We start from the raw sequence: 19,243 nt of genomic DNA, 5'->3' as shown, positions 1-19,243 counted from the left end.
ATGAGTACAGCACTCGCAACGCTGGCTGGGAAGCTGGCTGAACGTGTCGGCATGGATTCTGTCGACCCACAGGAACTGATCACCACTCTTCGCCAGACGGCATTTAAAGGCGATGCCAGCGATGCGCAGTTCATCGCATTGTTGATCGTCGCCAACCAGTACGGCCTTAATCCGTGGACGAAAGAAATTTACGCCTTCCCTGATAAGCAGAACGGCATCGTTCCGGTGGTGGGCGTTGATGGCTGGTCCCGCATCATCAATGAAAACCAGCAGTTTGATGGCATGGACTTTGAGCAGGACAATGAATCCTGCACATGCCGGATTTACCGCAAGGACCGTAATCATCCGATCTGCGTTACCGAGTGGATGGATGAATGCCGCCGCGAACCATTCAAAACCCGCGAAGGCAGAGAAATCACGGGGCCGTGGCAGTCGCATCCCAAACGGATGTTACGTCATAAAGCCATGATTCAGTGTGCCCGTCTGGCCTTCGGATTTGCTGGTATCTATGACAAGGATGAAGCCGAACGCATTGTCGAAAATACCGCATACACTGCAGAACGTCAGCCGGAACGCGACATCACTCCGGTTAACGATGAAACCATGCAGGAGATTAACACTCTGCTGATTGCCCTGGACAAAACATGGGATGACGACTTATTGCCGCTCTGTTCCCAGATATTTCGCCGCGACATTCGCGCATCGTCAGAACTGACACAGGCCGAAGCAGTGAAAGCTCTTGGATTCCTGAAACAGAAAGCCTCTGAACAGAAGGTGGCTGCATGACACCGGACATTATCCTGCAGCGTACCGGGATCGACGTGAGAGCTGTCGAACAGGGGGATGATGCGTGGCACAAATTACGGCTCGGCGTCATCACCGCTTCAGAAGTTCACAATGTGATAGCAAAACCCCGCTCCGGAAAGAAATGGCCTGACATGAAAATGTCCTACTTCCACACCCTGCTTGCCGAGGTTTGCACCGGTGTGGCTCCGGAAGTTAACGCTAAGGCGCTGGCCTGGGGAAAACAGTACGAGAACGACGCCAGAGCCCTCTTTGAGTTCACTTCCGGCGTGAATGTTACTGAATCCCCGATCATCTATCGCGACGAAAGTATGCGCACCGCCTGCTCTCCCGATGGTTTATGCAGTGACGGCAATGGCCTTGAACTGAAATGCCCGTTTACCTCACGGGATTTCATGAAGTTCCGGCTCGGTGGTTTCGAGACCATAAAATCGGCTTACATGGCCCAGGTGCAGTACAGCATGTGGGTGACACGAAAAGATGCCTGGTACTTTGCCAACTATGACCCGCGTATGAAGCGTGAAGGCCTGCATTATGTCGTGATTGAGCGGGATGAAAAGTACATGGCGAGTTTTGACGAGATGGTGCCGGAGTTCATCGAAAAAATGGACGAGGCACTGGCTGAAATTGGTTTTGTATTTGGGGAGCAATGGCGATGAAGCATCATCACGATAATATCCGGGTAGGCGCGATCACTTTCGTCTACTCCGTTACAAAGCGAGGCTGGGTATTTCCCGGCCTTTCTGTTATCCGAAATCCCCTGAAAGCACAGCGGCTGGCTGAGGAGATAAATAATAAACGGGGAGCTGTATGCACAAAGCATCTCCCGTTGAGTTAAGAACGAGTATCGAGATGGCACATAGCCTCGCTCAAATTGGAGTCAGGTTTGTGCCAATTCCAGTAGAAACAGACGAAGAATTTCATACGTTAGCCGCATCCCTTTCACAAAAGCTGGAAATGATGGTGGCGAAAGCAGAAGCAGATGAGAGAGACCAGGTATGACAACCACTGAATGCATTTTTCTGGTAGCGGGCTTCATATTCTGTGTGCTTATGCTTGCCGACATGGGACTTGTTCAATGACACCTCAGCAAGAAAACGCCCTTCGCAGCATTGCCCGTCAGGCTAATTCTGAAATCAAAAAAGCCAGACAGCAGTTTCCGGATAAAAACGTCGATGACATTTGCCGTAGCGTACTGAAGAAGCACCGCGAAACGGTAACGCTGATGGGATTCACACCGACTCATTTAAGTCTGGCAATCGGTATGTTAAACGGCGCCTTTAAGGAACGGTGAACATGAAAAGCAAAATCCTCAGGGAGCTACAGGCTCCTTTTTTATTGTTCGCATTCACCCTCAAGCGTATTAACCAACAATTCAGGGATTAATGAAAGATGGCAGACATCATTGATTCAGCATCAGAAATTGAAGAATTACAGCGCAACACAGCAATAAAAATGCGCCGCCCGAACCACCAAGCTATATCTGCCACTCATTGTTGTGAGTGTGGCGATCCGATAGATGAACGAAGACGACTGGCCGTTCAGGGTTGTCGGACTTGTGCAAGTTGCCAGGAGGAGATCGAACTTAAGAACAAACAATGGGGATTGTGATGGCCTCAAAGCAGCAAATTTCAACATCACCAACTGAGGTGTAAAAATGTTCAGAATCATTTTTCCTAACACCTGGTACGTCGACCACCACGGCACTCCCTGCAAAATCCTGCGTTCTACCCACAACAAAGTTCACTACATCCGAAAAGGCAGAACATGTATCGCCAGCATGTTCCGCTTTAATCATGACTTTGAACCTGTGAATAAAGCTGATGCAGATCGGATAGCAGAAGAGATCGAAACAGCAGAACACATTAAGAAGTTACGTGACATGCGTTCAAAAAGCAGAGGTAATCATGGAATCATACAGCCTCACACTCGATGAGGCCTGTCAGTTTCTCAAGATATCCAGACCTACCATCGCCGCATCAATGCGGCTTTTTCTTGCGTGTAATTGCGGAGACTTTGCGATGTACTTGACACTTCAGGAGTGGAACGCACGCCAGCGGCGCCCAAGAAGCCTTGAAACAGTTCGTCGATGGGTACGCGAGTGCAGGATATTCCCACCACCGATTAAGGACGGAAGAGAGTATTTGTTCCACGAATCAGCGGTAAAGGTTGACTTAAATCGACCAGTAACAGGTAGCCTTTTGAAGAGGATCAAAAATGGGAAGAAGGCGAAGTCATGAGCGCCGGGATTTACCCCCTAATCTTTATATAAGAAACAATGGATATTACTGCTACAGGGACCCAAGGACGGGTAAAGAGTTTGGATTAGGTCGAGACAGGAGGATAGCAATCACTGAAGCTATACAGGCCAACATTGAGTTATTTTCAGGACACAAACACAAGCCTCTGACAGCGAGAATCAACAGTGATAATTCTGTTACGTTACATTCATGGCTTGATCGCTACGAAAAAATCCTCGCCAGCAGAGGAATCAAGCAGAAGACACTCATAAATTACATGAGCAAAATTAAAGCAATAAGGAGGGGGCTGCCTGATGCTCCACTTGAAGACATCACCACAAAAGAAATTGCGGCAATGCTCAATGGATACATAGACGAGGGCAAGGCGGCGTCAGCCAAGTTAATCAGATCAACACTGAGCGATGCATTCCGAGAGGCAATAGCTGAAGGCCATATAACAACAAACCCGGTCGCTGCCACTCGCGCAGCAAAATCAGAGGTAAGGAGATCAAGACTTACAGCTGATGAATACCTGAAAATTTATCAAGCAGCAGAATCATCACCATGTTGGCTTAGACTTGCAATGGAATTGGCTGTTGTTACCGGGCAGCGAGTTGGTGATTTATGCGAAATGAAGTGGTCTGATATCGTAGATGGATATCTTTATGTCGAGCAAAGCAAAACAGGCGTAAAAATTGCCATCCCAACAACATTGCATGTTGATGTTCTCGGGATATCAATGAAGGAAACACTTGATAAATGCAAAAAGATTCTTGGCGGAGAAACCATAATTGCATCTACTCGTCGTGAACCGCTTTCATCCGGCACAGTATCAAGGTATTTTATGCGCGCACGAAAAGCATCAGGTCTCTCCTTCGAAGGGGATCCGCCAACCTTTCACGAGTTGCGCAGTTTGTCTGCAAGACTCTATGAGAAGCAGATAAGCGATAAATTTGCTCAACATCTTCTCGGGCATAAGTCGGACACCATGGCATCACAGTATCGTGATGACAGAGGCAGGGAGTGGGACAAAATTGAAATCAAATAATGATTTTATTTTGACTGATAGTGACCTGTTCGTTGCAACAAATTGATAAGCAATGCTTTTTTATAATGCCAACTTAGTATAAAAAAGCAGGCTTCAACGGATTCATTTTTCTATTTCATAGCCCGGAGCAACCTGTGAACACATTTTCAGTTTCCCGTCTGGCGCTGGCATTGGCTTTTGGCGTGACGCTGACCGCCTGTAGCTCAACACCACCCGATCAACGTCCTTCTGATCAAACTGCGCCTGGTACCTCTTCTCGCCCGATTCTGTCGGCAAAAGAAGCGCAGAATTTCGATGCGCAACACTATTTTGCATCCCTGACACCAGGTGCTGCAGCGTGGAATCCGTCCCCGATAACCCTGCCTGCGCAACCTGACTTTGTTGTCGGCCCGGCGGGTACTCAAGGTGTAACGCATACCACGATTCAGGCGGCGGTAGATGCGGCAATTATCAAGCGTACCAACAAGCGCCAGTATATTGCCGTGATGCCTGGTGAGTATCAGGGAACGGTGTATGTCCCTGCCGCTCCGGGTGGAATTACTCTGTACGGTACAGGTGAAAAACCGATTGATGTGAAGATTGGGCTTTCCCTTGATGGGGGTATGAGCCCTGCCGACTGGCGTCACGACGTCAACCCGCGCGGCAAATATATGCCAGGTAAACCAGCGTGGTATATGTACGATAGCTGCCAGAGCAAACGCAGCGACAGTATCGGTGTTCTGTGTTCTGCGGTCTTCTGGTCACAAAACAATGGCCTGCAACTGCAAAACCTGACCATCGAAAACACGCTGGGTGATAGCGTAGATGCGGGTAACCATCCGGCGGTGGCACTGCGTACTGACGGTGACCAGGTACAGATTAACAACGTTAACATTCTCGGTCGTCAGAACACCTTCTTTGTCACCAACAGCGGTGTGCAGAACCGTCTGGAAACGAATCGTCAGCCGCGTACGCTGGTGACCAACAGCTACATTGAAGGGGATGTGGATATCGTTTCTGGTCGCGGCGCAGTGGTGTTCGATAACACCGAATTCCGCGTGGTGAACTCACGTACTCAGCAAGAAGCGTATGTGTTTGCACCGGCTACGCTGTCCAACATTTACTACGGTTTCCTCGCCGTAAACAGCCGTTTCAATGCTTCCGGTGATGGCGTGGCACAACTGGGCCGCTCGCTGGATGTTGATGCCAATACCAACGGTCAGGTGGTGATCCGTGATAGCGCCATCAACGAAGGTTTTAACACGGCTAAACCGTGGGGCGATGCGGTGATCTCTAATCGTCCGTTTGCGGGTAACACCGGCAGCGTTGACGATAGCGACGAAATACAGCGCAATCTGAATGACACTAACTACAACCGCATGTGGGAATACAATAACCGCGGCGTGGGTAGCAAAGTGGTTGCAGAGGCGAAGAAGTAAGAGCTATTAACTATTTGCCGAATGCGGCGTAAACGCCTTATCCGGCCTACGGTTCGATGCGATTTGTAGGTCGGATAAGATGCGCCAGCATCGCATCCGACAATAAGTGCCGAATGCGACCTACATTCACATGGCGCTTTTTACATCTGACGGTTTTTATTGAAGTTAATCAAACTACCCGCCTTGATAATCTCGCGCTCTTCAGCAGTCAGACTTTCCATATAGAGCGTAATTTCCGTTACCGGCGCATCTTCATGGATCACATAACCTTTAAACGTCGTACCCGGATTATCCAGCGCCGCTTTAATGCCAGGGATGTAAATGTAATCCCCCACTTCAAAGGTTGGCACTTCCGCCATCTGCAGAGGTAACATCCCCCAGTTGATGACGTTAGAACGATAGCGTTTAGTCGCGTACTCCTCGGCAATATTCGCCAGACCGCCAATCACACGCTGACAACTCGCCGCCTGTTCACGCGCAGAACCATCGCCTGGTTTCACCGCATAGACCATGCTGCCAATTTCAGTTTGCAGCGGATCAATATGCTCCTGACCAGCAATCTGCTTAATGCGCGCAAACACCTCTGTCAGCTCGCTGACATTCCCCGCCAGACGCTGATTTTCCAGCTCAGCAGTCGCTTTACTTCTGCCAACATAACCTGGATCGCGGCGTGACAGGGTAAACTCCGCCAGACCAATCGGATTTGAACGATAAGAAGAGGTTTCACCGGAAGGGATCAGTTCGTCGGTGGTGGTCACTTCGTCGAGGATCTTCGAGCACACTTTGAGGACGATATTGTCAGTCAGCGCACCTAATTCCGGCCAGTCTTTAATGTTCGGTCCGTAAATCAGCGGTTGCTGAGTTGCCCCTTTAACAAAGCCCTGATAAACACGGTTTTTATACGGCGTTACATCGAAGGCGTACTCCGGCACGTTGTCCCAGCAATCGAGTTCGCTGGCAGAAGTTAAATAGCCACCGTTTGCCGCAGTCGCAGCGATAGAACGAGCGTCCATCAACGCCACCGCTGACATCTGCCCATTAGCTGGCTTAGAGCCTTCGCGGTTCGGGAAGTTACGCGTGGTGTGGCGAATACTCAAACCGTTGTTGATTGGCGTATCGCCCGCGCCAAAGCATGGGCCGCAGAACGCGGTTCTGATGATTGCGCCTGCGCCAATCAAATCTGCTACCACACCTTTTTTGGCTAAATCCATAAATACTGGCTGTGATGACGGGTAAACCGCTAACGAGAAGGTGTCGTTACCACAGGATTGACCGCGCAGCGCATTTGCTGCGGCGATAACGTTTTCATAGTTACCGCCAGAACAGCCCGCGATAATCCCCTGCTGCACTTTCAGGCGACCATTTTCCACTTTGTCCAGCAGCGAGAGTTTGGCTTTACCGTGCGCCACGCGTTCGGACTCAATTTCAATCTCACGCAGAATGTCGGTCAGGTTCTGGTTCAGCGTGTCGATTTCATACACGTTGCTCGGGTGGAACGGCAGCGCAATCATTGGTTTGATGGCGCTTAAATCAACGCTGATGCAGCCATCGTAGTACGCCATCGGTTGAGGGTTAAGCTGGCAGTAATCCTGGCCGCGACCGTGGAGCGCCAGCCAGTTATGGGCTTCTTCATCGGTTTGCCAGACAGAACTTAAACAGGTCGTTTCAGTGGTCATAACGTCAACGCTGTTACGGAAATCGGTAGAGAGCGCAGCAACGCCGGGACCTACGAATTCCATCACTTTGTTTTTGACGTAGCCGTTTTTGAACACGGCACCGATGATAGCCAACGCCACATCCTGCGGCCCCACATACGGCGCTGGTTTTCCGGTCAGATGCACCGCAACAACTCCCGGATAGTCGATATCCCAGGTGTCATTAAGCAATTGTTTTACCAACTCGCCGCCGCCCTCACCGACTGCCATTGTCCCTAATGCACCGTAACGGGTGTGACTGTCTGACCCGAGGATCATTTTGCCGCCACCTGCCATCATCTCACGCATATATTGATGGATGACCGCAATATGCGGAGGCACAAAAATACCGCCATAACGCTGAGCCGCCGATAAACCAAAAACATGGTCATCACCGTTAATGGTGCCGCCGACGGCGCAAAGTGAGTTATGGCAGTTGGTCAGCACATACGGCAGCGGGAAACGTTCCATACCGGACGCTTTAGCGGTCTGTACAATACCAACAAAGGTAATATCGTGAGAGGCTAATGAATCAAACTTAATTTTAAGTTTATCCATATTTCCGGACGTATTATGAGAAGAGAGAATAGACCAGGCAATAGTGCCTTTTTTGGCTTCTTCTTTTTTAATTTGGCCGGTGAAATGTTCTTCGGCAATTATTTCGTTATTACTGGCGAGAAACACGCCTTTTTCAGATAACTTGATCATTAAATGCTCCAGATATCTGCGCACCGTGAAGTGCGCAGAAAGATAATAAATGGATATACTCTAAATAATTCGAGTTGCAGGAAGGCGACAAGCGAGTGAATCCCCAGGAGCTTACATAAGTAAGTGACTGGGGTGAGCGAACGCAGACTCAGCACATGCAACTTGAAGTATGACGAGTATATTTACAGCATGTTCCAGCCGATCAGCATATTCCACCACCACACTCCGAGGGTGATATGCACCAGGAAGGTTAATATCGTCAGTACCGCACCGACCAACCACCAGGATTTAATATCGTTATAACCCACGCCAAAGATGACCGGACCTGCCGCGCCGCCATAGTGAGTAACCATGCCGCCATAGGAGTTGGAGAACAACAGTGCCAGCGCGGTTAACATTAACGGTGCGCCAGAGACGTTCGCCAGCATGGCAAATACCGGTAACATAGCAACGATATAGGCACTACCGGAAGCGAAGAAATAACGCACGATGATGCTGAGGAAAATAATAACGAAGAAAGCAACGTTACCGTGACCATCAAATGCCAGGTTATTTTTAAAGACTTCAGCTAACCATTCGAAAAATTTAACTTTCGATAATAAGGAGCTTAAGCCGATAATACCGCCGTACCAGATTAAGGTATTCCAGCCGCCTTTATTTTTAACCACGTCTTCCCAGGTAACGATACCCAGCAGCAGCATAGTCGCCATAACAACGATTGCCACGGTGGATTCATCAACCCCCAGAGACTTACTGAAAATCCAGCCCAGCAGCGCCAGCACAAAGACACCGAGCAGCATTTTTTCGCGGATTTTCATCGGTCCCAGTTCGGCAAGGCCCGCTTTAGCGATGGTTTTGTTATCCACCTTCTTAATTTCTGGCGGATACATGGTGTAAATCACCAGCGGAGTAACCAGCAGCATAATGATGCCCGGCAATCCGGCGGCCAGCGCCCATCCCCCCCAGCTAATTTGCAGGTGCAGAATGTCGTTGATCATTTTCAGCGCCAGAATGTTCCCCGCCATTGCGGTAAAGAACATATAGCTGGTGGTTTTGGTGACCATGTAAATGGACATCATCAGGTAATGTCCGACACGACGCGGACTTTTTTCCGGTTCGGACCCCAAAGCCACCGCCACGCTGTTGATGATCGGTAACACAATGCCGCCCGCACGCGCGGTGTTAGACGGTGTTGCCGGAGCCAATACCAGATCGAGGAATACCGTAACGTAACCCAGACCCAGCGTGGTGTTACCGATTTTACCAATCAGCAGATAGGCAATACGTTTACCTAAACCGGTGGTCACAAATGCGGCGCTTAAGGTAAACGCCGAGAACACCAGCCAGGTAGTACCTGAAGAGTAACCGCTTAATACGGCGGTGGTCTTAAACGCACCGTCGGATAAGTTACCGACCACCACCATTGAGGCAGCAACGGCAATTAACAGTACGACAGGTTCCGGGAAAGGCTTGATAACCAGACCCACAATGGCCGCCAGGTAAATACCAAAAAGCACCCACGCCAGTTCGCTTAATCCTGCCGGAGCTGGCATAAAGCCAATAATACATGGGATCGCTAATATCAGAATTAGCTTCCATAACGATTTCTTATTCATTTAAAATCCTGTTCTTTCTGTATGACTCATACAGAAGTCCTTTATTGATTGTCCTTATCCTGACAACGAATTTTTTCAGGGAAGATAAACTTCACCGGAAAATATTTTTCTGGTTGTCCGAATAACAGATGCGCGTAACGTCGTGGCATCCTGACCTTCATTACTTAAATGAACGTCGAGCGCACCACTGGGGTGTTCAATATTGATATTGCCATATCCTACAGAAGGGACGATTTGTCGGGTGACGGTGCCTTCCAATGCACAACTACTGGAAATAGCAATAGCACCGGTTATCGCCAGCGCGCGATGGCAAGAATGCGGCATAAAATAACGCACATTAATTGCCCCGCCTTTCTGCGCTGGAGAAATAAGCACAGGTTTAGGGATAACCATATTACTGACATCACCTAAGCCCATTGCTTTACCCGCTTGTAGACGGATAGATTCAATGCGGGCTAATAATGCTTTGTCGGCATCCAGTTCCGCCGGTAATTCATAACCTGTTTTTCCCAGATATTCAGCCGGAATAATGACGACTGGCATCGCCATATCGATACAGGTCACCGGGACATCGTCAAAATAATCAATCTGATTATCAGTCGGGAAAACTTTTCCGGTTTTCGTTCCAGCGGCATTCAGGAAAGTGAGCGCAACCGGTGCGGCAGTACCCGGTACGCCGTCAATTCTGGCGCTACCCTCGTACTCGACAACACCATTTGGCGTTTGCACATCAGCTTCGATGAACGTACCCGTATTGACGTTGCGGATACGTACACGGGTAACTGGCGAAGTCGCTGCAATCAAACCATTTTCAATGGCGAATGCGCCAACGCCAGACAGCATATTGCCGCAGTTAGGCGTGGTATCGACACGTTGCTCATGGACGATAACTTGAGCAAACAGATAATCAACATCAGCACGCGGATCGCTGGAACGGCTAATAATGGCGACTTTACTGGTCAGTGGATTACCGCCGCCAATACCGTCAATTTCCAGATCATTACCGGAACCCATAATTGCCATCAATATTTTATCGCGCTGCGTTTGATCTTCGGGTAAATGTTCCGCTAACAGGAACGCGCCCCTCGAGGTTCCACCTCGCATCATCACGCAGGGTATTTTTTTCATAATAATGCCCTCAATTTAAAAACATAACTTATTGCGATATGGTTACATTAAGGGCAAAGCATCTCTAATGACTTTAGCTCAACGATTAATAACATTTTTTCATTAATTTAAGTTGGCTAAATGCAGTTAAAATTTTTAACGGCCAGCCACCCAAAATCAACGCTTCCATTTTCCGGAGTAATAATGAAGCATGAATTATCAAGTATGAAGGCATTTGTCATACTGGCAGAGTCCAGTTCATTTAACAATGCCGCTAAATTACTCAACATTACGCAACCTGCATTAACGCGAAGAATAAAAAAGATGGAGGAAGATTTACATATTCAACTATTTGAGCGTACAACTCGCAAGGTTACGTTAACAAAAGCAGGAAAAAGGTTGCTTCCGGAGGCGCGGGAATTAATAAAGAAATTCGATGAAACGCTTTTTAATATTCGTGATATGAATGCTTATCATCGTGGTATGGTGACGTTAGCGTGTATTCCGACCGCAGTATTTTATTTTTTACCGCTGGCAATCGGTAAATTTAATGAGCTGTATCCCAATATTAAAGTGCGGATTCTGGAACAAGGCACGAATAATTGCATGGAATCGGTGCTATGTAACGAATCAGACTTTGGCATAAACATGAACAACGTCACAAATTCATCCATTGATTTTAGCCCACTGGTCAACGAGCCATTCGTGCTGGCCTGTCGGCGTGACCATCCATTGGCCAAAAAGCAGCTTGTAGAATGGCAGGAGTTAGTGGGTTACAAAATGATTGGCGTACGCTCCTCCAGCGGCAACCGACTGTTGATAGAACAACAGCTAGCCGACAAGCCCTGGAAGCTGGACTGGTTTTACGAAGTGCGTCATCTTTCGACGTCATTAGGACTGGTGGAGGCAGGACTGGGGATTTCAGCGCTTCCTGGTCTGGCAATGCCCCATGCGCCCTATTCTTCGATTATTGGTATCCCACTGGTGGAACCCGTTATACGTCGGACATTGGGGATTATTCGCCGCAAAGATGCCGTGCTTTCTCCGGCAGCTGAACGCTTTTTTGCCTTGCTGATTAATTTGTGGACTGACGATAAAGACAATTTGTGGACCAATATCGTCGAACGCCAGAGACATGCGTTACAGGAGATAGGTTAATACACCGGCGCAGGAGAGACTGCGCCGGGTAAATCAGCGGTTAGTGTGCGTTAACTACCACCCACATCGGTCCCTGCCCGACCGCATAGCGGCCTTTTTCATGCAGTAGCCCCTGCTCACCAACAATTTCGTATACCGAGATATGGTGCGATTTTTGCCCGGCGGCAATCAGATACTTACCACGGTGATCGATATTAAAGCCGCGCGGCTGGGTTTCAGTTGGCTGGAAGCCCTCTTTACTCAACACGCTGCCATCTTCCGAAACGCTGAAGACAGTAATCAGGCTGGCGGTACGGTCACAGGCATATAAGTGACGACCATCCGGGGTAATATGAATATCAGCCGCCCAACGGGTGTCGGAGAAGTTTTCCGGCATCATATCCAGCGTCTGGACACATTCGATATTGCCGTGCGGATCTTTCAGTTCCCAGACATCCACTGAGCTGTTTAACTCATTGACGCAATACGCATATTGTTCGTTTGGATGGAATACCATATGACGCGGGCCGGCCCATTCAACGGTAGTCACTTCCGCAGGGTCCTGCGCCACCAGATGACCATCATCGCTGACCGTAAACAGGCAAATGCGATCCTGCTTTAATGCCGGAACCCACAGCGTACGGTTGTCCGGTGAGATATTGGCGGAATGGCAACCGTCCAGCCCCTCGACCACATCGACGACGCCCACTGGCAGGCCATCTTCCAGACGCGTTACGCTCACGTTACCCGCATTGTAAGAACCTACAAAGACAAACTGCCCCTGGTGATCGGTGGAAATATGCGTCGGACTACCCGGCAGCGCAGACTCTGCGGCAAAGGTCAGTGCGCCATCGTCCGGGGCGATACGATACGCCAGGACGCGAAACTCAGGGCGAACACCAACATAGAGATAACGTTTGTCCGGGCTGACCACCATCGGCTGCACCTGCCCCGGCACATCGACAACCTGTGTCAGCGTCAGTGCGCCTTCATGATTCAGGTTCCAGACGTGAATTTGCTGGCTCTCAGGGCTGGCGATATAAACTGTTTGCTTCATGAATGCTCCTTTGCATTTAGCAACTGACTGTAACAGCTAAAATTAGTCGCTTTTGGCGGTGAATGCTGAATTAAAACGCAGAATTTTGTCCGATAGTGGTATCGGTGTACCATTCGCGCAGACGAAAATTCTTAACCTTAATCTGGAATACGCCATGACCACACGCGTGATTGCTCTCGACTTAGACGGCACCTTATTGACCCCGAAAAAGACCCTGCTTCCTTCATCGATAGAAGCCCTGGCCCGCGCTCGCGAAGCAGGCTATCAATTAATCATCGTCACAGGTCGCCATCACGTCGCTATTCATCCTTTTTATCAGGCGCTGGCGCTGGATACACCTGCTATTTGCTGTAATGGCACCTATTTGTATGATTATCATGCAAAAACCGTGCTGGAAGCGGACCCAATGCCCGTTAATAAAGCTCTGCAACTCATTGAGATGCTGAATGAACACCACATTCACGGTCTGATGTATGTCGATGATGCAATGGTCTATGAGCACCCGACCGGGCATGTCATTCGCACATCTAACTGGGCGCAAACCCTGCCGCCGGAACAGCGTCCGACTTTCACACAAGTCGCTTCTCTGGCTGAAACGGCGCAACAAGTTAACGCCGTATGGAAGTTCGCCCTGACGCACGATGACCTGCCGCAATTGCAGCATTTTGGTAAGCATGTCGAACATGAACTGGGACTGGAGTGTGAATGGTCCTGGCACGATCAGGTTGATATTGCACGCGGCGGCAACAGCAAAGGTAAACGTTTGACGAAATGGGTTGAGGCGCAAGGCTGGTCGATGGAAAACGTCGTGGCGTTCGGCGATAACTTTAATGATATCAGTATGCTGGAGGCCGCTGGTACAGGTGTGGCGATGGGCAACGCCGATGACGCGGTAAAAGCGCGCGCCAACATTGTGATTGGTGATAACACCACCGACAGCATTGCCCAGTTCATTTATAGCCACCTGATTTAATCAGGCGGTTATCGACACACTTTTAATTTGCGCGTACAGCCACAGGCCAGGTTTGATCGCCAGTTCATCCCTAGCCCACGGGCTGATACGCGCCCACAGCGTTTTACCGCCGACTTCCAGCTCCACTTCCACCTGGCCGTTGTCGTCATAACTATTAACAACTTTTGCCCGCAATACGTTACGAATGCTGGTTTGCTGCGGCGGTTGTAAAACCAGAGAAACATCGGAAGCCTGAATGCGGATACGTAGCGCAGCTTGCAACGGTTCGTCCAGCTTATTGACCCACAAATGCTGATCGCCCAGCGCCAGCGCAGTCATCGCGTAATGCGGATGATGCTCAAGTACCGTCACTTTCAGAATGCTACTTTGTTGCTCTTTCGGCAGCCACGGATTCATCACGCTACTACCCCAGACTTCTTCCAGCGCGCCAAAGGCTTTCACCTGACCGTTTTCCAGTACCATCACTCTGTCTGCCAGATGGAGGATCTCATCCAGCGAATGGCTGACATACAACATCGGGATGTTGATTTCCCGCGTCAGACGTTGCAGATAAGGCAACAGTTCGCGTTTACGCGGAATATCCAGTGACGCCAGCGGTTCATCCAGCAACAGCAATTCTGGTGCCGTCAGCAAAGCCCGCCCAATCGCTACGCGCTGTTTTTCGCCTCCGGACAGGCTGCCTGGTAAACGGTCAAGCAACGGTTCAATGCCTAAAAGCGCCACCAGCTTATCGAACTGATCGACCATGTTTTTCGCCATGCCGTAGCGCAGATTGCCACGCACTTTGTAATGTGGAAACAGCCGCGCATCCTGAAAAACATAGCCAACGCGACGCTTTTCTGGCGTCAGGCAGATACCTTTTTCGGCATCATTTAGTAACCGACCATTGAGGACAATCCTCCCTTTTTGCGGGCGCGTCAGTCCACTGATGGCGTTAATCAGCGAAGTTTTTCCGGCACCGGAGACGCCAAAGATAGCAGTGATGCCATTGGCGGGCAGCGTTTCATTAATAGTCAGGCAATGGTTGCCCAACGTCTGGGAAAAATTCAGTTCCAGCATGATTAGCGCCCCGCCCGTTCACGGCTGATTCTGGCCAGCCATTCTGAAATCAACAGGGAGATCATCGCCAGCGCAATAGAAATAATGCACAGTCTCGCTGCGCCACTTTCCCCGCCGGGGGTCTGAATCAGGGTATACATGGCAGAAGGAATGGTTCGCGTTTCACCAGGAATGTTCGACACAAAGGTGATGGTTGCGCCAAATTCACCGAGAGAACGAGCAAAAGCCAGTACCGTACCAACAATAATTCCCGGTAAGGTCAGCGGTAACGTGATAGTAAAGAAAACGCGCCAGCGCCCGGCCCCCAGTGTTCTTGCGGCCTGTTCCAGTTTGACATCAACCCCTTCCAGCGCCAGACGAATTGCCCGCACCATCAGCGGAAACGACATGACGGCGGCAGCGAGAACCGCGCCGCGCCAGCTAAAGGCGAAGGTAATACCAAACCAGTCATACAGACGTTCACCGATAAATCCGCGCCGCCCCATCGAAACTAATAATAAGTAACCGACGACCACGGGCGGTAACACCAGCGGTAGATGCAGTACGCTGTCGAGCAGAGCTTTGCCCGGAAACGTGCAACGCACCAGTAACCAGGCAAAAAAGATCCCAAACGGCAGGCTAAACAGCACAGCCAGGGAAGAAACTTTCAGGCTTAATAAAACTGCCTGCCATTCTGGATCGGTCAGTATCATTACTTGGTTGTAAATCCGTAACGTTTAAAGATTTCCGCTGCCTGCGGTCCCTTCAGATAATCATAAAATGCTTTCACTGTCGCATTGTTATGCCCTTCCACAACAGCAACCGGATATTCCACTTTTTTATGTGAATCTTCCGGGAAGGTGGCAACCACTTTTACCCCTTTGCTGGCAACTGCGTCAGAACCGTAAACAATGCCCAACGGCGCTTCATTGCGTTCGACCAACGCCAGCGCGCCACGAACATCTTCCGCCGGAGCCAGTTTCGGGGAGAGCGTATCCCATGCGCCCAGTTTTTGCAGTGCTTCTTTTGCATAAATGCCAGCGGGAACATGTTCCGGATCGCCAACCGCCAGGCGACCGCCATTCAGCAGTGAAGTCCAGTTGGTTTTGCTGTCGATGGTAAAATCTTTCTGCTCGCTGGCTTTCGGTGCTACAACGACCAGGCTATTGCCGAGCAGTGTCTGACGCGTAGCTGTATCGATCGCTTTTTTATCAACCGCATAATCCATCCATTTCTGATCGGCAGAAATAAACAGATCCGCAGGCGCACCCGCTTCAATCTGACGGGCGAGAGTAGATGACGAAGCGAAAGAAGAAACCACATCCACGCCTTTCTCTTTTTTATACTGCGTAGCAATGTCCTGCATTGCGTTAGTCAGTGATGCGGCGGCGAACACCGTGATTTTCCCTTCATCTGCTAGTGCATTGCCAGCAACAGCGAAAGAGAGTGCCGCCCCGGCAAACAAGTTCAACCATTTACGAGCCATTGGTAACCCCTTAATGTAACGTTATGTAGGCGACAATATAACGACTAACTCGGAATTTTCCCAGCAGTTATTGCTAACCTTTGTGAGGTAGATAAGAAAAAATATCGGCAGGAAAAGCAGGAAGTTGAGAAAAAGAAAATGCCCGACTAAGCGGGCATTCAGGGAATCAATGATTTTGTCCGGGCTGGTCTTTTTTACCAACACCAGAAAAGATGTTGAATACTTCACCAAGACCGTAAATCAGACCCAGGATGATGGCCATCACGACAGGTACCATGATTACGGCGAATACCAGACTTTTTAATAACTCTAACATGGTCAACTCCAGATATAGTCATGAGACTATTCTAACCGCTAAGCTCAGAAAAGCACTCCCCTTTTGTGCGGTCAGCTTTGCGTGGCGTTCGTTTTCCGTCACAATAAGACTTTTGCTAGGACATTGTTATGCAGGCCGAAATCCTTCTCACCCTTAAGCTCCAACAAAAATTATTCGCCGACCCGCGCCGCATTTCGCTACTAAAACACATTGCGCTTTCCGGTTCCATTAGCCAGGGAGCGAAAGATGCCGGTATCAGCTATAAAAGCGCCTGGGATGCCATTAACGAGATGAATCAGTTAAGTGAGCATATTCTGGTCGAGCGCGCAACAGGCGGTAAAGGTGGCGGCGGCGCAGTACTGACCCGCTATGGTCAGCGACTGATTCAGCTCTATGACTTACTGGCGCAAATCCAGCAAAAAGCCTTTGATGTGTTAAGTGACGATGACGCCCTTCCGCTGAACAGCCTGCTGGCCGCGATCTCACGTTTTTCACTGCAAACCAGCGCCCGTAACCAGTGGTTCGGTACCATCACCGCCCGCGATCATGATGACGTTCAACAGCATGTTGATGTCTTACTGGCTGATGGAAAAACACGCCTGAAAGTCGCAATTACCGCACAAAGCGGCGCGCGTCTGGGGCTGGATGAAGGCAAAGAAGTGTTGATATTGCTAAAAGCGCCGTGGGTAGGCATTACTCAGGACGAAGCGGTCGCGCAAAACGCTGACAACCAATTACCGGGTATTATTAGTCATATTGAACGCGGCGCAGAGCAGTGCGAAGTATTAATGGCGCTACCGGACGGGCAAACACTGTGCGCCACAGTGCCGGTAAATGAAGCGACTTCTCTTCAGCAAGGACAGAATGTCACGGCCTACTTTAATGCCGACAGCGTGATTATCGCCACGCTGTGCTAAGCGTGTTGACAATTTGTTATGAAACACGTATCCCTGTCAGTAATCGCTGCACAAAATGGGATATAAAATGTCATCGTTGCAAATTTTGCAAGGCACGTTTCGTCTTAGCGACACAAAAACGCTGCAATTGCCTCAGCTAACGTTAAACGCGGGTGATAGTTGGGCGTTTGTCGGTTCGAATGGAAGCGGGAAATCGGCCCTGGCCCGCGCGCTGGCGGGGGAACTTCCGCGTTTGAAAGGTGAACGGCAAAGCCAGTTTTCCCACATCACTCGTCTCTCCTTCGAGCAATTGCAAAAGCTCGTCAGCGACGAATGGCAGCGGAATAACACCGATATGCTCGGCCCTGGCGAAGATGACACCGGACGCACTACGGCTGAGATTATTCAGGATGAAGTAAAGGATGCACCGCGCTGCATGCAACTGGCACAGCAGTTCGGTATTACCGCCCTCCTCGACCGACGCTTTAAATACCTTTCCACTGGCGAGACGCGAAAAACCCTGCTGTGTCAAGCGCTGATGTCGGAGCCTGACTTGTTGATTCTTGATGAGCCGTTCGATGGCCTGGATGTTGCCTCACGTCAGCAGCTGGCTGAGCGACTCGCCTCGTTACATCAGTCCGGTATTACTCTGGTACTGGTGCTCAATCGCTTCGATGAGATCCCGGAATTTGTCCAGTTTGCTGGCGTGCTGGCGGATTGTACGTTAGCGGAAACGGGCGCTAAAGAGGAACTGCTCCAGCAAGCACTCGTCGCGCAACTGGCGCATAGCGAACAGCTTGAAGGTGTGCAACTGCCGGAGCCGGATGAACCTTCAGCACGTCACGCCTTACCCACCAACGAACCGCGCATTGTGCTGAATAATGGCGTGGTTTCTTATAATGATCGCCCCATTCTTAATAACCTTAGCTGGCAGGTGAATCCTGGCGAGCACTGGCAAATTGTCGGGCCAAATGGTGCGGGAAAATCGACGTTATTAAGCCTGATTACTGGCGATCATCCGCAAGGTTACAGCAACGATTTGACGCTTTTCGGACGACGTCGTGGCAGCGGCGAAACCATCTGGGATATCAAAAAGCATATCGGTTACGTCAGCAGTAGTTTGCATCTGGATTACCGGGTCAGTACTACTGTGCGTAATGTGATTCTTTCTGGCTATTTTGATTCGATTGGCATTTATCAGGCCGTTTCGGATCGCCAGCAAAAACTGGTGCAGCAGTGGCTGGATATTCTCGGCATTGATAAACGCACGGCTGACGCTCCGTTCCATAGTCTTTCCTGGGGACAGCAGCGTCTGGCGCTGATCGTCCGCGCACTGGTGAAACATCCGACGTTGCTTATTCTCGATGAACCACTACAGGGGCTTGATCCGCTGAATCGCCAGCTTATCCGCCGTTTTGTTGATGTGCTGATAAGCGAAGGTGAAACGCAATTGTTGTTTGTTTCGCACCACGCTGAAGATGCGCCTGCCTGTATTACCCATCGTCTTGAGTTCGTGCCGGACGGTGGACTCTATCGCTATGTGCTGACAAAAATATATTGAGTCGGTAGTGCTGACCTTGCCGGAGGCGGCCTAAGCGCCCTCTCCGGCCAACGGTTCGACGCATGCAGGCATGAAACCGCGTCTTTTTTTCAGATAAAAAGCGCAATCATTCATAAACCCTCTGTTTTATAATCACTTAATCGC

General features: G+C 49.9%; 23 protein-coding genes. 14 read left to right on the top strand and 9 right to left on the bottom strand.

From position 1 onward, the window contains the following. The 6 genes from bet (at position 1) to HUZ68_RS07280 (ending at position 2,415) form a co-directional block, all read left to right on the top strand. Entirely contained in the window at positions 1-786 is a 786-nt protein-coding gene (bet, locus tag HUZ68_RS07305; protein ID WP_000100845.1) for a phage recombination protein Bet, read from the top strand. Beyond that, a complete protein-coding gene (locus HUZ68_RS07300) occupies positions 783-1,463 on the top strand; it encodes a lambda exonuclease family protein (RefSeq protein WP_239594088.1) in 681 nt (226 codons plus the stop codon). The genes bet and HUZ68_RS07300 overlap by 4 nt, the downstream gene beginning before the upstream one ends. Then, positions 1,460-1,642 (top strand): DUF1317 domain-containing protein, encoded by a 183-nt coding sequence (locus HUZ68_RS07295; RefSeq protein WP_239594087.1) that lies wholly within the window; start codon positions 1,460-1,462, stop codon positions 1,640-1,642. Before HUZ68_RS07300 ends, HUZ68_RS07295 begins: the two co-directional genes overlap by 4 nt. Beyond that, a complete protein-coding gene (locus HUZ68_RS07290) occupies positions 1,615-1,806 on the top strand; it encodes a DUF1382 family protein (protein WP_000548531.1) in 192 nt (63 codons plus the stop codon). The genes HUZ68_RS07295 and HUZ68_RS07290 overlap by 28 nt, the downstream gene beginning before the upstream one ends. 76 nt (positions 1,807-1,882) lie before the next feature. Beyond that, positions 1,883-2,098, top strand: coding sequence for a hypothetical protein (locus tag HUZ68_RS07285; RefSeq protein WP_000188866.1), 216 nt, complete (start codon positions 1,883-1,885; stop codon positions 2,096-2,098). 98 nt (positions 2,099-2,196) lie between these two features. Beyond that, a complete protein-coding gene (locus HUZ68_RS07280; protein WP_000763389.1) occupies positions 2,197-2,415 on the top strand; it encodes a TraR/DksA family transcriptional regulator in 219 nt (72 codons plus the stop codon). On the opposite strand, the gene HUZ68_RS07275 is transcribed toward HUZ68_RS07280, so the two are convergent. Then, positions 2,390-2,602 (bottom strand): hypothetical protein, encoded by a 213-nt coding sequence (locus HUZ68_RS07275; RefSeq protein WP_223424424.1) that lies wholly within the window; start codon positions 2,600-2,602, stop codon positions 2,390-2,392. The two genes, HUZ68_RS07280 and HUZ68_RS07275, sit on opposite strands and share 26 nt — an antisense overlap. Here HUZ68_RS07275 and HUZ68_RS07270 point away from each other — a divergent pair. The 4 genes from HUZ68_RS07270 to HUZ68_RS07255 all read left to right on the top strand — a co-directional run bounded on the left by HUZ68_RS07270 (position 2,522) and on the right by HUZ68_RS07255 (position 5,510). Then, positions 2,522-2,740 (top strand): DUF4222 domain-containing protein, encoded by a 219-nt coding sequence (locus HUZ68_RS07270; protein WP_044081341.1) that lies wholly within the window; start codon positions 2,522-2,524, stop codon positions 2,738-2,740. The genes HUZ68_RS07275 and HUZ68_RS07270 overlap by 81 nt on opposite strands. 85 nt (positions 2,741-2,825) lie before the next feature. Further along, entirely contained in the window at positions 2,826-3,044 is a 219-nt protein-coding gene (locus HUZ68_RS07265) for an excisionase (RefSeq protein WP_061351518.1), read from the top strand. Beyond that, complete coding sequence (locus tag HUZ68_RS07260; protein ID WP_089639290.1) at positions 3,022-4,092, top strand: tyrosine-type recombinase/integrase; 1,071 nt, start codon at positions 3,022-3,024, stop codon at positions 4,090-4,092. Before HUZ68_RS07265 ends, HUZ68_RS07260 begins: the two co-directional genes overlap by 23 nt. Before the next feature lie 134 nt (positions 4,093-4,226). Beyond that, positions 4,227-5,510, top strand: a complete 1,284-nt coding sequence (locus tag HUZ68_RS07255) for a putative acyl-CoA thioester hydrolase (protein WP_001091577.1) — start codon at positions 4,227-4,229, stop codon at positions 5,508-5,510. Positions 5,511-5,650: 140 nt separating this feature from the next. Here the strand turns inward: HUZ68_RS07255 and HUZ68_RS07250 are convergent, their stop codons facing one another. The 3 genes from HUZ68_RS07250 to HUZ68_RS07240 all read right to left on the bottom strand — a co-directional run bounded on the left by HUZ68_RS07250 (position 5,651) and on the right by HUZ68_RS07240 (position 10,656). Then, positions 5,651-7,912: a hydratase gene (locus HUZ68_RS07250; protein ID WP_033815349.1), complete on the bottom strand. Its 2,262-nt coding sequence runs from the start codon at positions 7,910-7,912 to the stop codon at positions 5,651-5,653. Between the two features lie 182 nt (positions 7,913-8,094). Continuing rightward, positions 8,095-9,528: an anion permease gene (locus HUZ68_RS07245; protein WP_001036475.1), complete on the bottom strand. Its 1,434-nt coding sequence runs from the start codon at positions 9,526-9,528 to the stop codon at positions 8,095-8,097. Between the two features lie 75 nt (positions 9,529-9,603). After that, positions 9,604-10,656: a 4-oxalomesaconate tautomerase gene (locus HUZ68_RS07240; RefSeq protein ID WP_000723652.1), complete on the bottom strand. Its 1,053-nt coding sequence runs from the start codon at positions 10,654-10,656 to the stop codon at positions 9,604-9,606. Positions 10,657-10,839: 183 nt separating this feature from the next. On the opposite strand from HUZ68_RS07240, the gene HUZ68_RS07235 reads away from it, so the two are divergent. Then, positions 10,840-11,793, top strand: coding sequence for a LysR family transcriptional regulator (locus HUZ68_RS07235; protein ID WP_001312682.1), 954 nt, complete (start codon positions 10,840-10,842; stop codon positions 11,791-11,793). Between the two features lie 40 nt (positions 11,794-11,833). On the opposite strand, the gene pgl is transcribed toward HUZ68_RS07235, so the two are convergent. After that, complete coding sequence (pgl, locus tag HUZ68_RS07230; RefSeq protein WP_033815348.1) at positions 11,834-12,829, bottom strand: 6-phosphogluconolactonase; 996 nt, start codon at positions 12,827-12,829, stop codon at positions 11,834-11,836. Between the two features lie 154 nt (positions 12,830-12,983). Between pgl and ybhA the strand changes: the two genes are divergently transcribed. Beyond that, positions 12,984-13,802 (top strand): bifunctional pyridoxal phosphate/fructose-1,6-bisphosphate phosphatase, encoded by an 819-nt coding sequence (gene ybhA, locus HUZ68_RS07225; RefSeq protein ID WP_000213425.1) that lies wholly within the window; start codon positions 12,984-12,986, stop codon positions 13,800-13,802. Here the strand turns inward: ybhA and modC are convergent, their stop codons facing one another. The 4 genes from modC to acrZ all read right to left on the bottom strand — a co-directional run bounded on the left by modC (position 13,803) and on the right by acrZ (position 16,642). Then, positions 13,803-14,861: a molybdenum ABC transporter ATP-binding protein ModC gene (modC, locus tag HUZ68_RS07220; RefSeq protein WP_033815347.1), complete on the bottom strand. Its 1,059-nt coding sequence runs from the start codon at positions 14,859-14,861 to the stop codon at positions 13,803-13,805. Positions 14,862-14,863: 2 nt separating this feature from the next. Beyond that, positions 14,864-15,553 (bottom strand): molybdate ABC transporter permease subunit, encoded by a 690-nt coding sequence (modB, locus tag HUZ68_RS07215; RefSeq protein WP_000604034.1) that lies wholly within the window; start codon positions 15,551-15,553, stop codon positions 14,864-14,866. Next, positions 15,553-16,326: a molybdate ABC transporter substrate-binding protein gene (gene modA, locus HUZ68_RS07210; RefSeq protein WP_000101994.1), complete on the bottom strand. Its 774-nt coding sequence runs from the start codon at positions 16,324-16,326 to the stop codon at positions 15,553-15,555. Before modA ends, modB begins: the two co-directional genes overlap by 1 nt. A 166-nt stretch (positions 16,327-16,492) precedes the next feature. After that, positions 16,493-16,642 (bottom strand): multidrug efflux pump accessory protein AcrZ, encoded by a 150-nt coding sequence (gene acrZ / locus HUZ68_RS07205; RefSeq protein ID WP_000891515.1) that lies wholly within the window; start codon positions 16,640-16,642, stop codon positions 16,493-16,495. A gap of 128 nt (positions 16,643-16,770) precedes the next feature. Here acrZ and modE point away from each other — a divergent pair, with 128 nt between their 5' ends. Next, positions 16,771-17,559 carry a molybdenum-dependent transcriptional regulator gene (gene modE / locus HUZ68_RS07200; RefSeq protein ID WP_001147439.1) on the top strand — a complete coding sequence of 263 codons (789 nt, stop codon included), beginning with the start codon at positions 16,771-16,773 and terminating at the stop codon, positions 17,557-17,559. Positions 17,560-17,626: 67 nt separating this feature from the next. Then, positions 17,627-19,099, top strand: a complete 1,473-nt coding sequence (gene modF, locus HUZ68_RS07195) for a molybdate ABC transporter ATP-binding protein ModF (RefSeq protein ID WP_033815346.1) — start codon at positions 17,627-17,629, stop codon at positions 19,097-19,099. Positions 19,100-19,243: the final 144 nt, after the last annotated feature.

Origin of the sequence: Shigella dysenteriae, assembly GCF_022354085.1 — a bacterium.
Classification (GTDB): Bacteria; Pseudomonadota; Gammaproteobacteria; order Enterobacterales; family Enterobacteriaceae; genus Escherichia; species Escherichia coli.
Note: the sequence above shows the minus strand (reverse complement) of the source record. Positions and strands in the feature narration are given on the sequence as shown.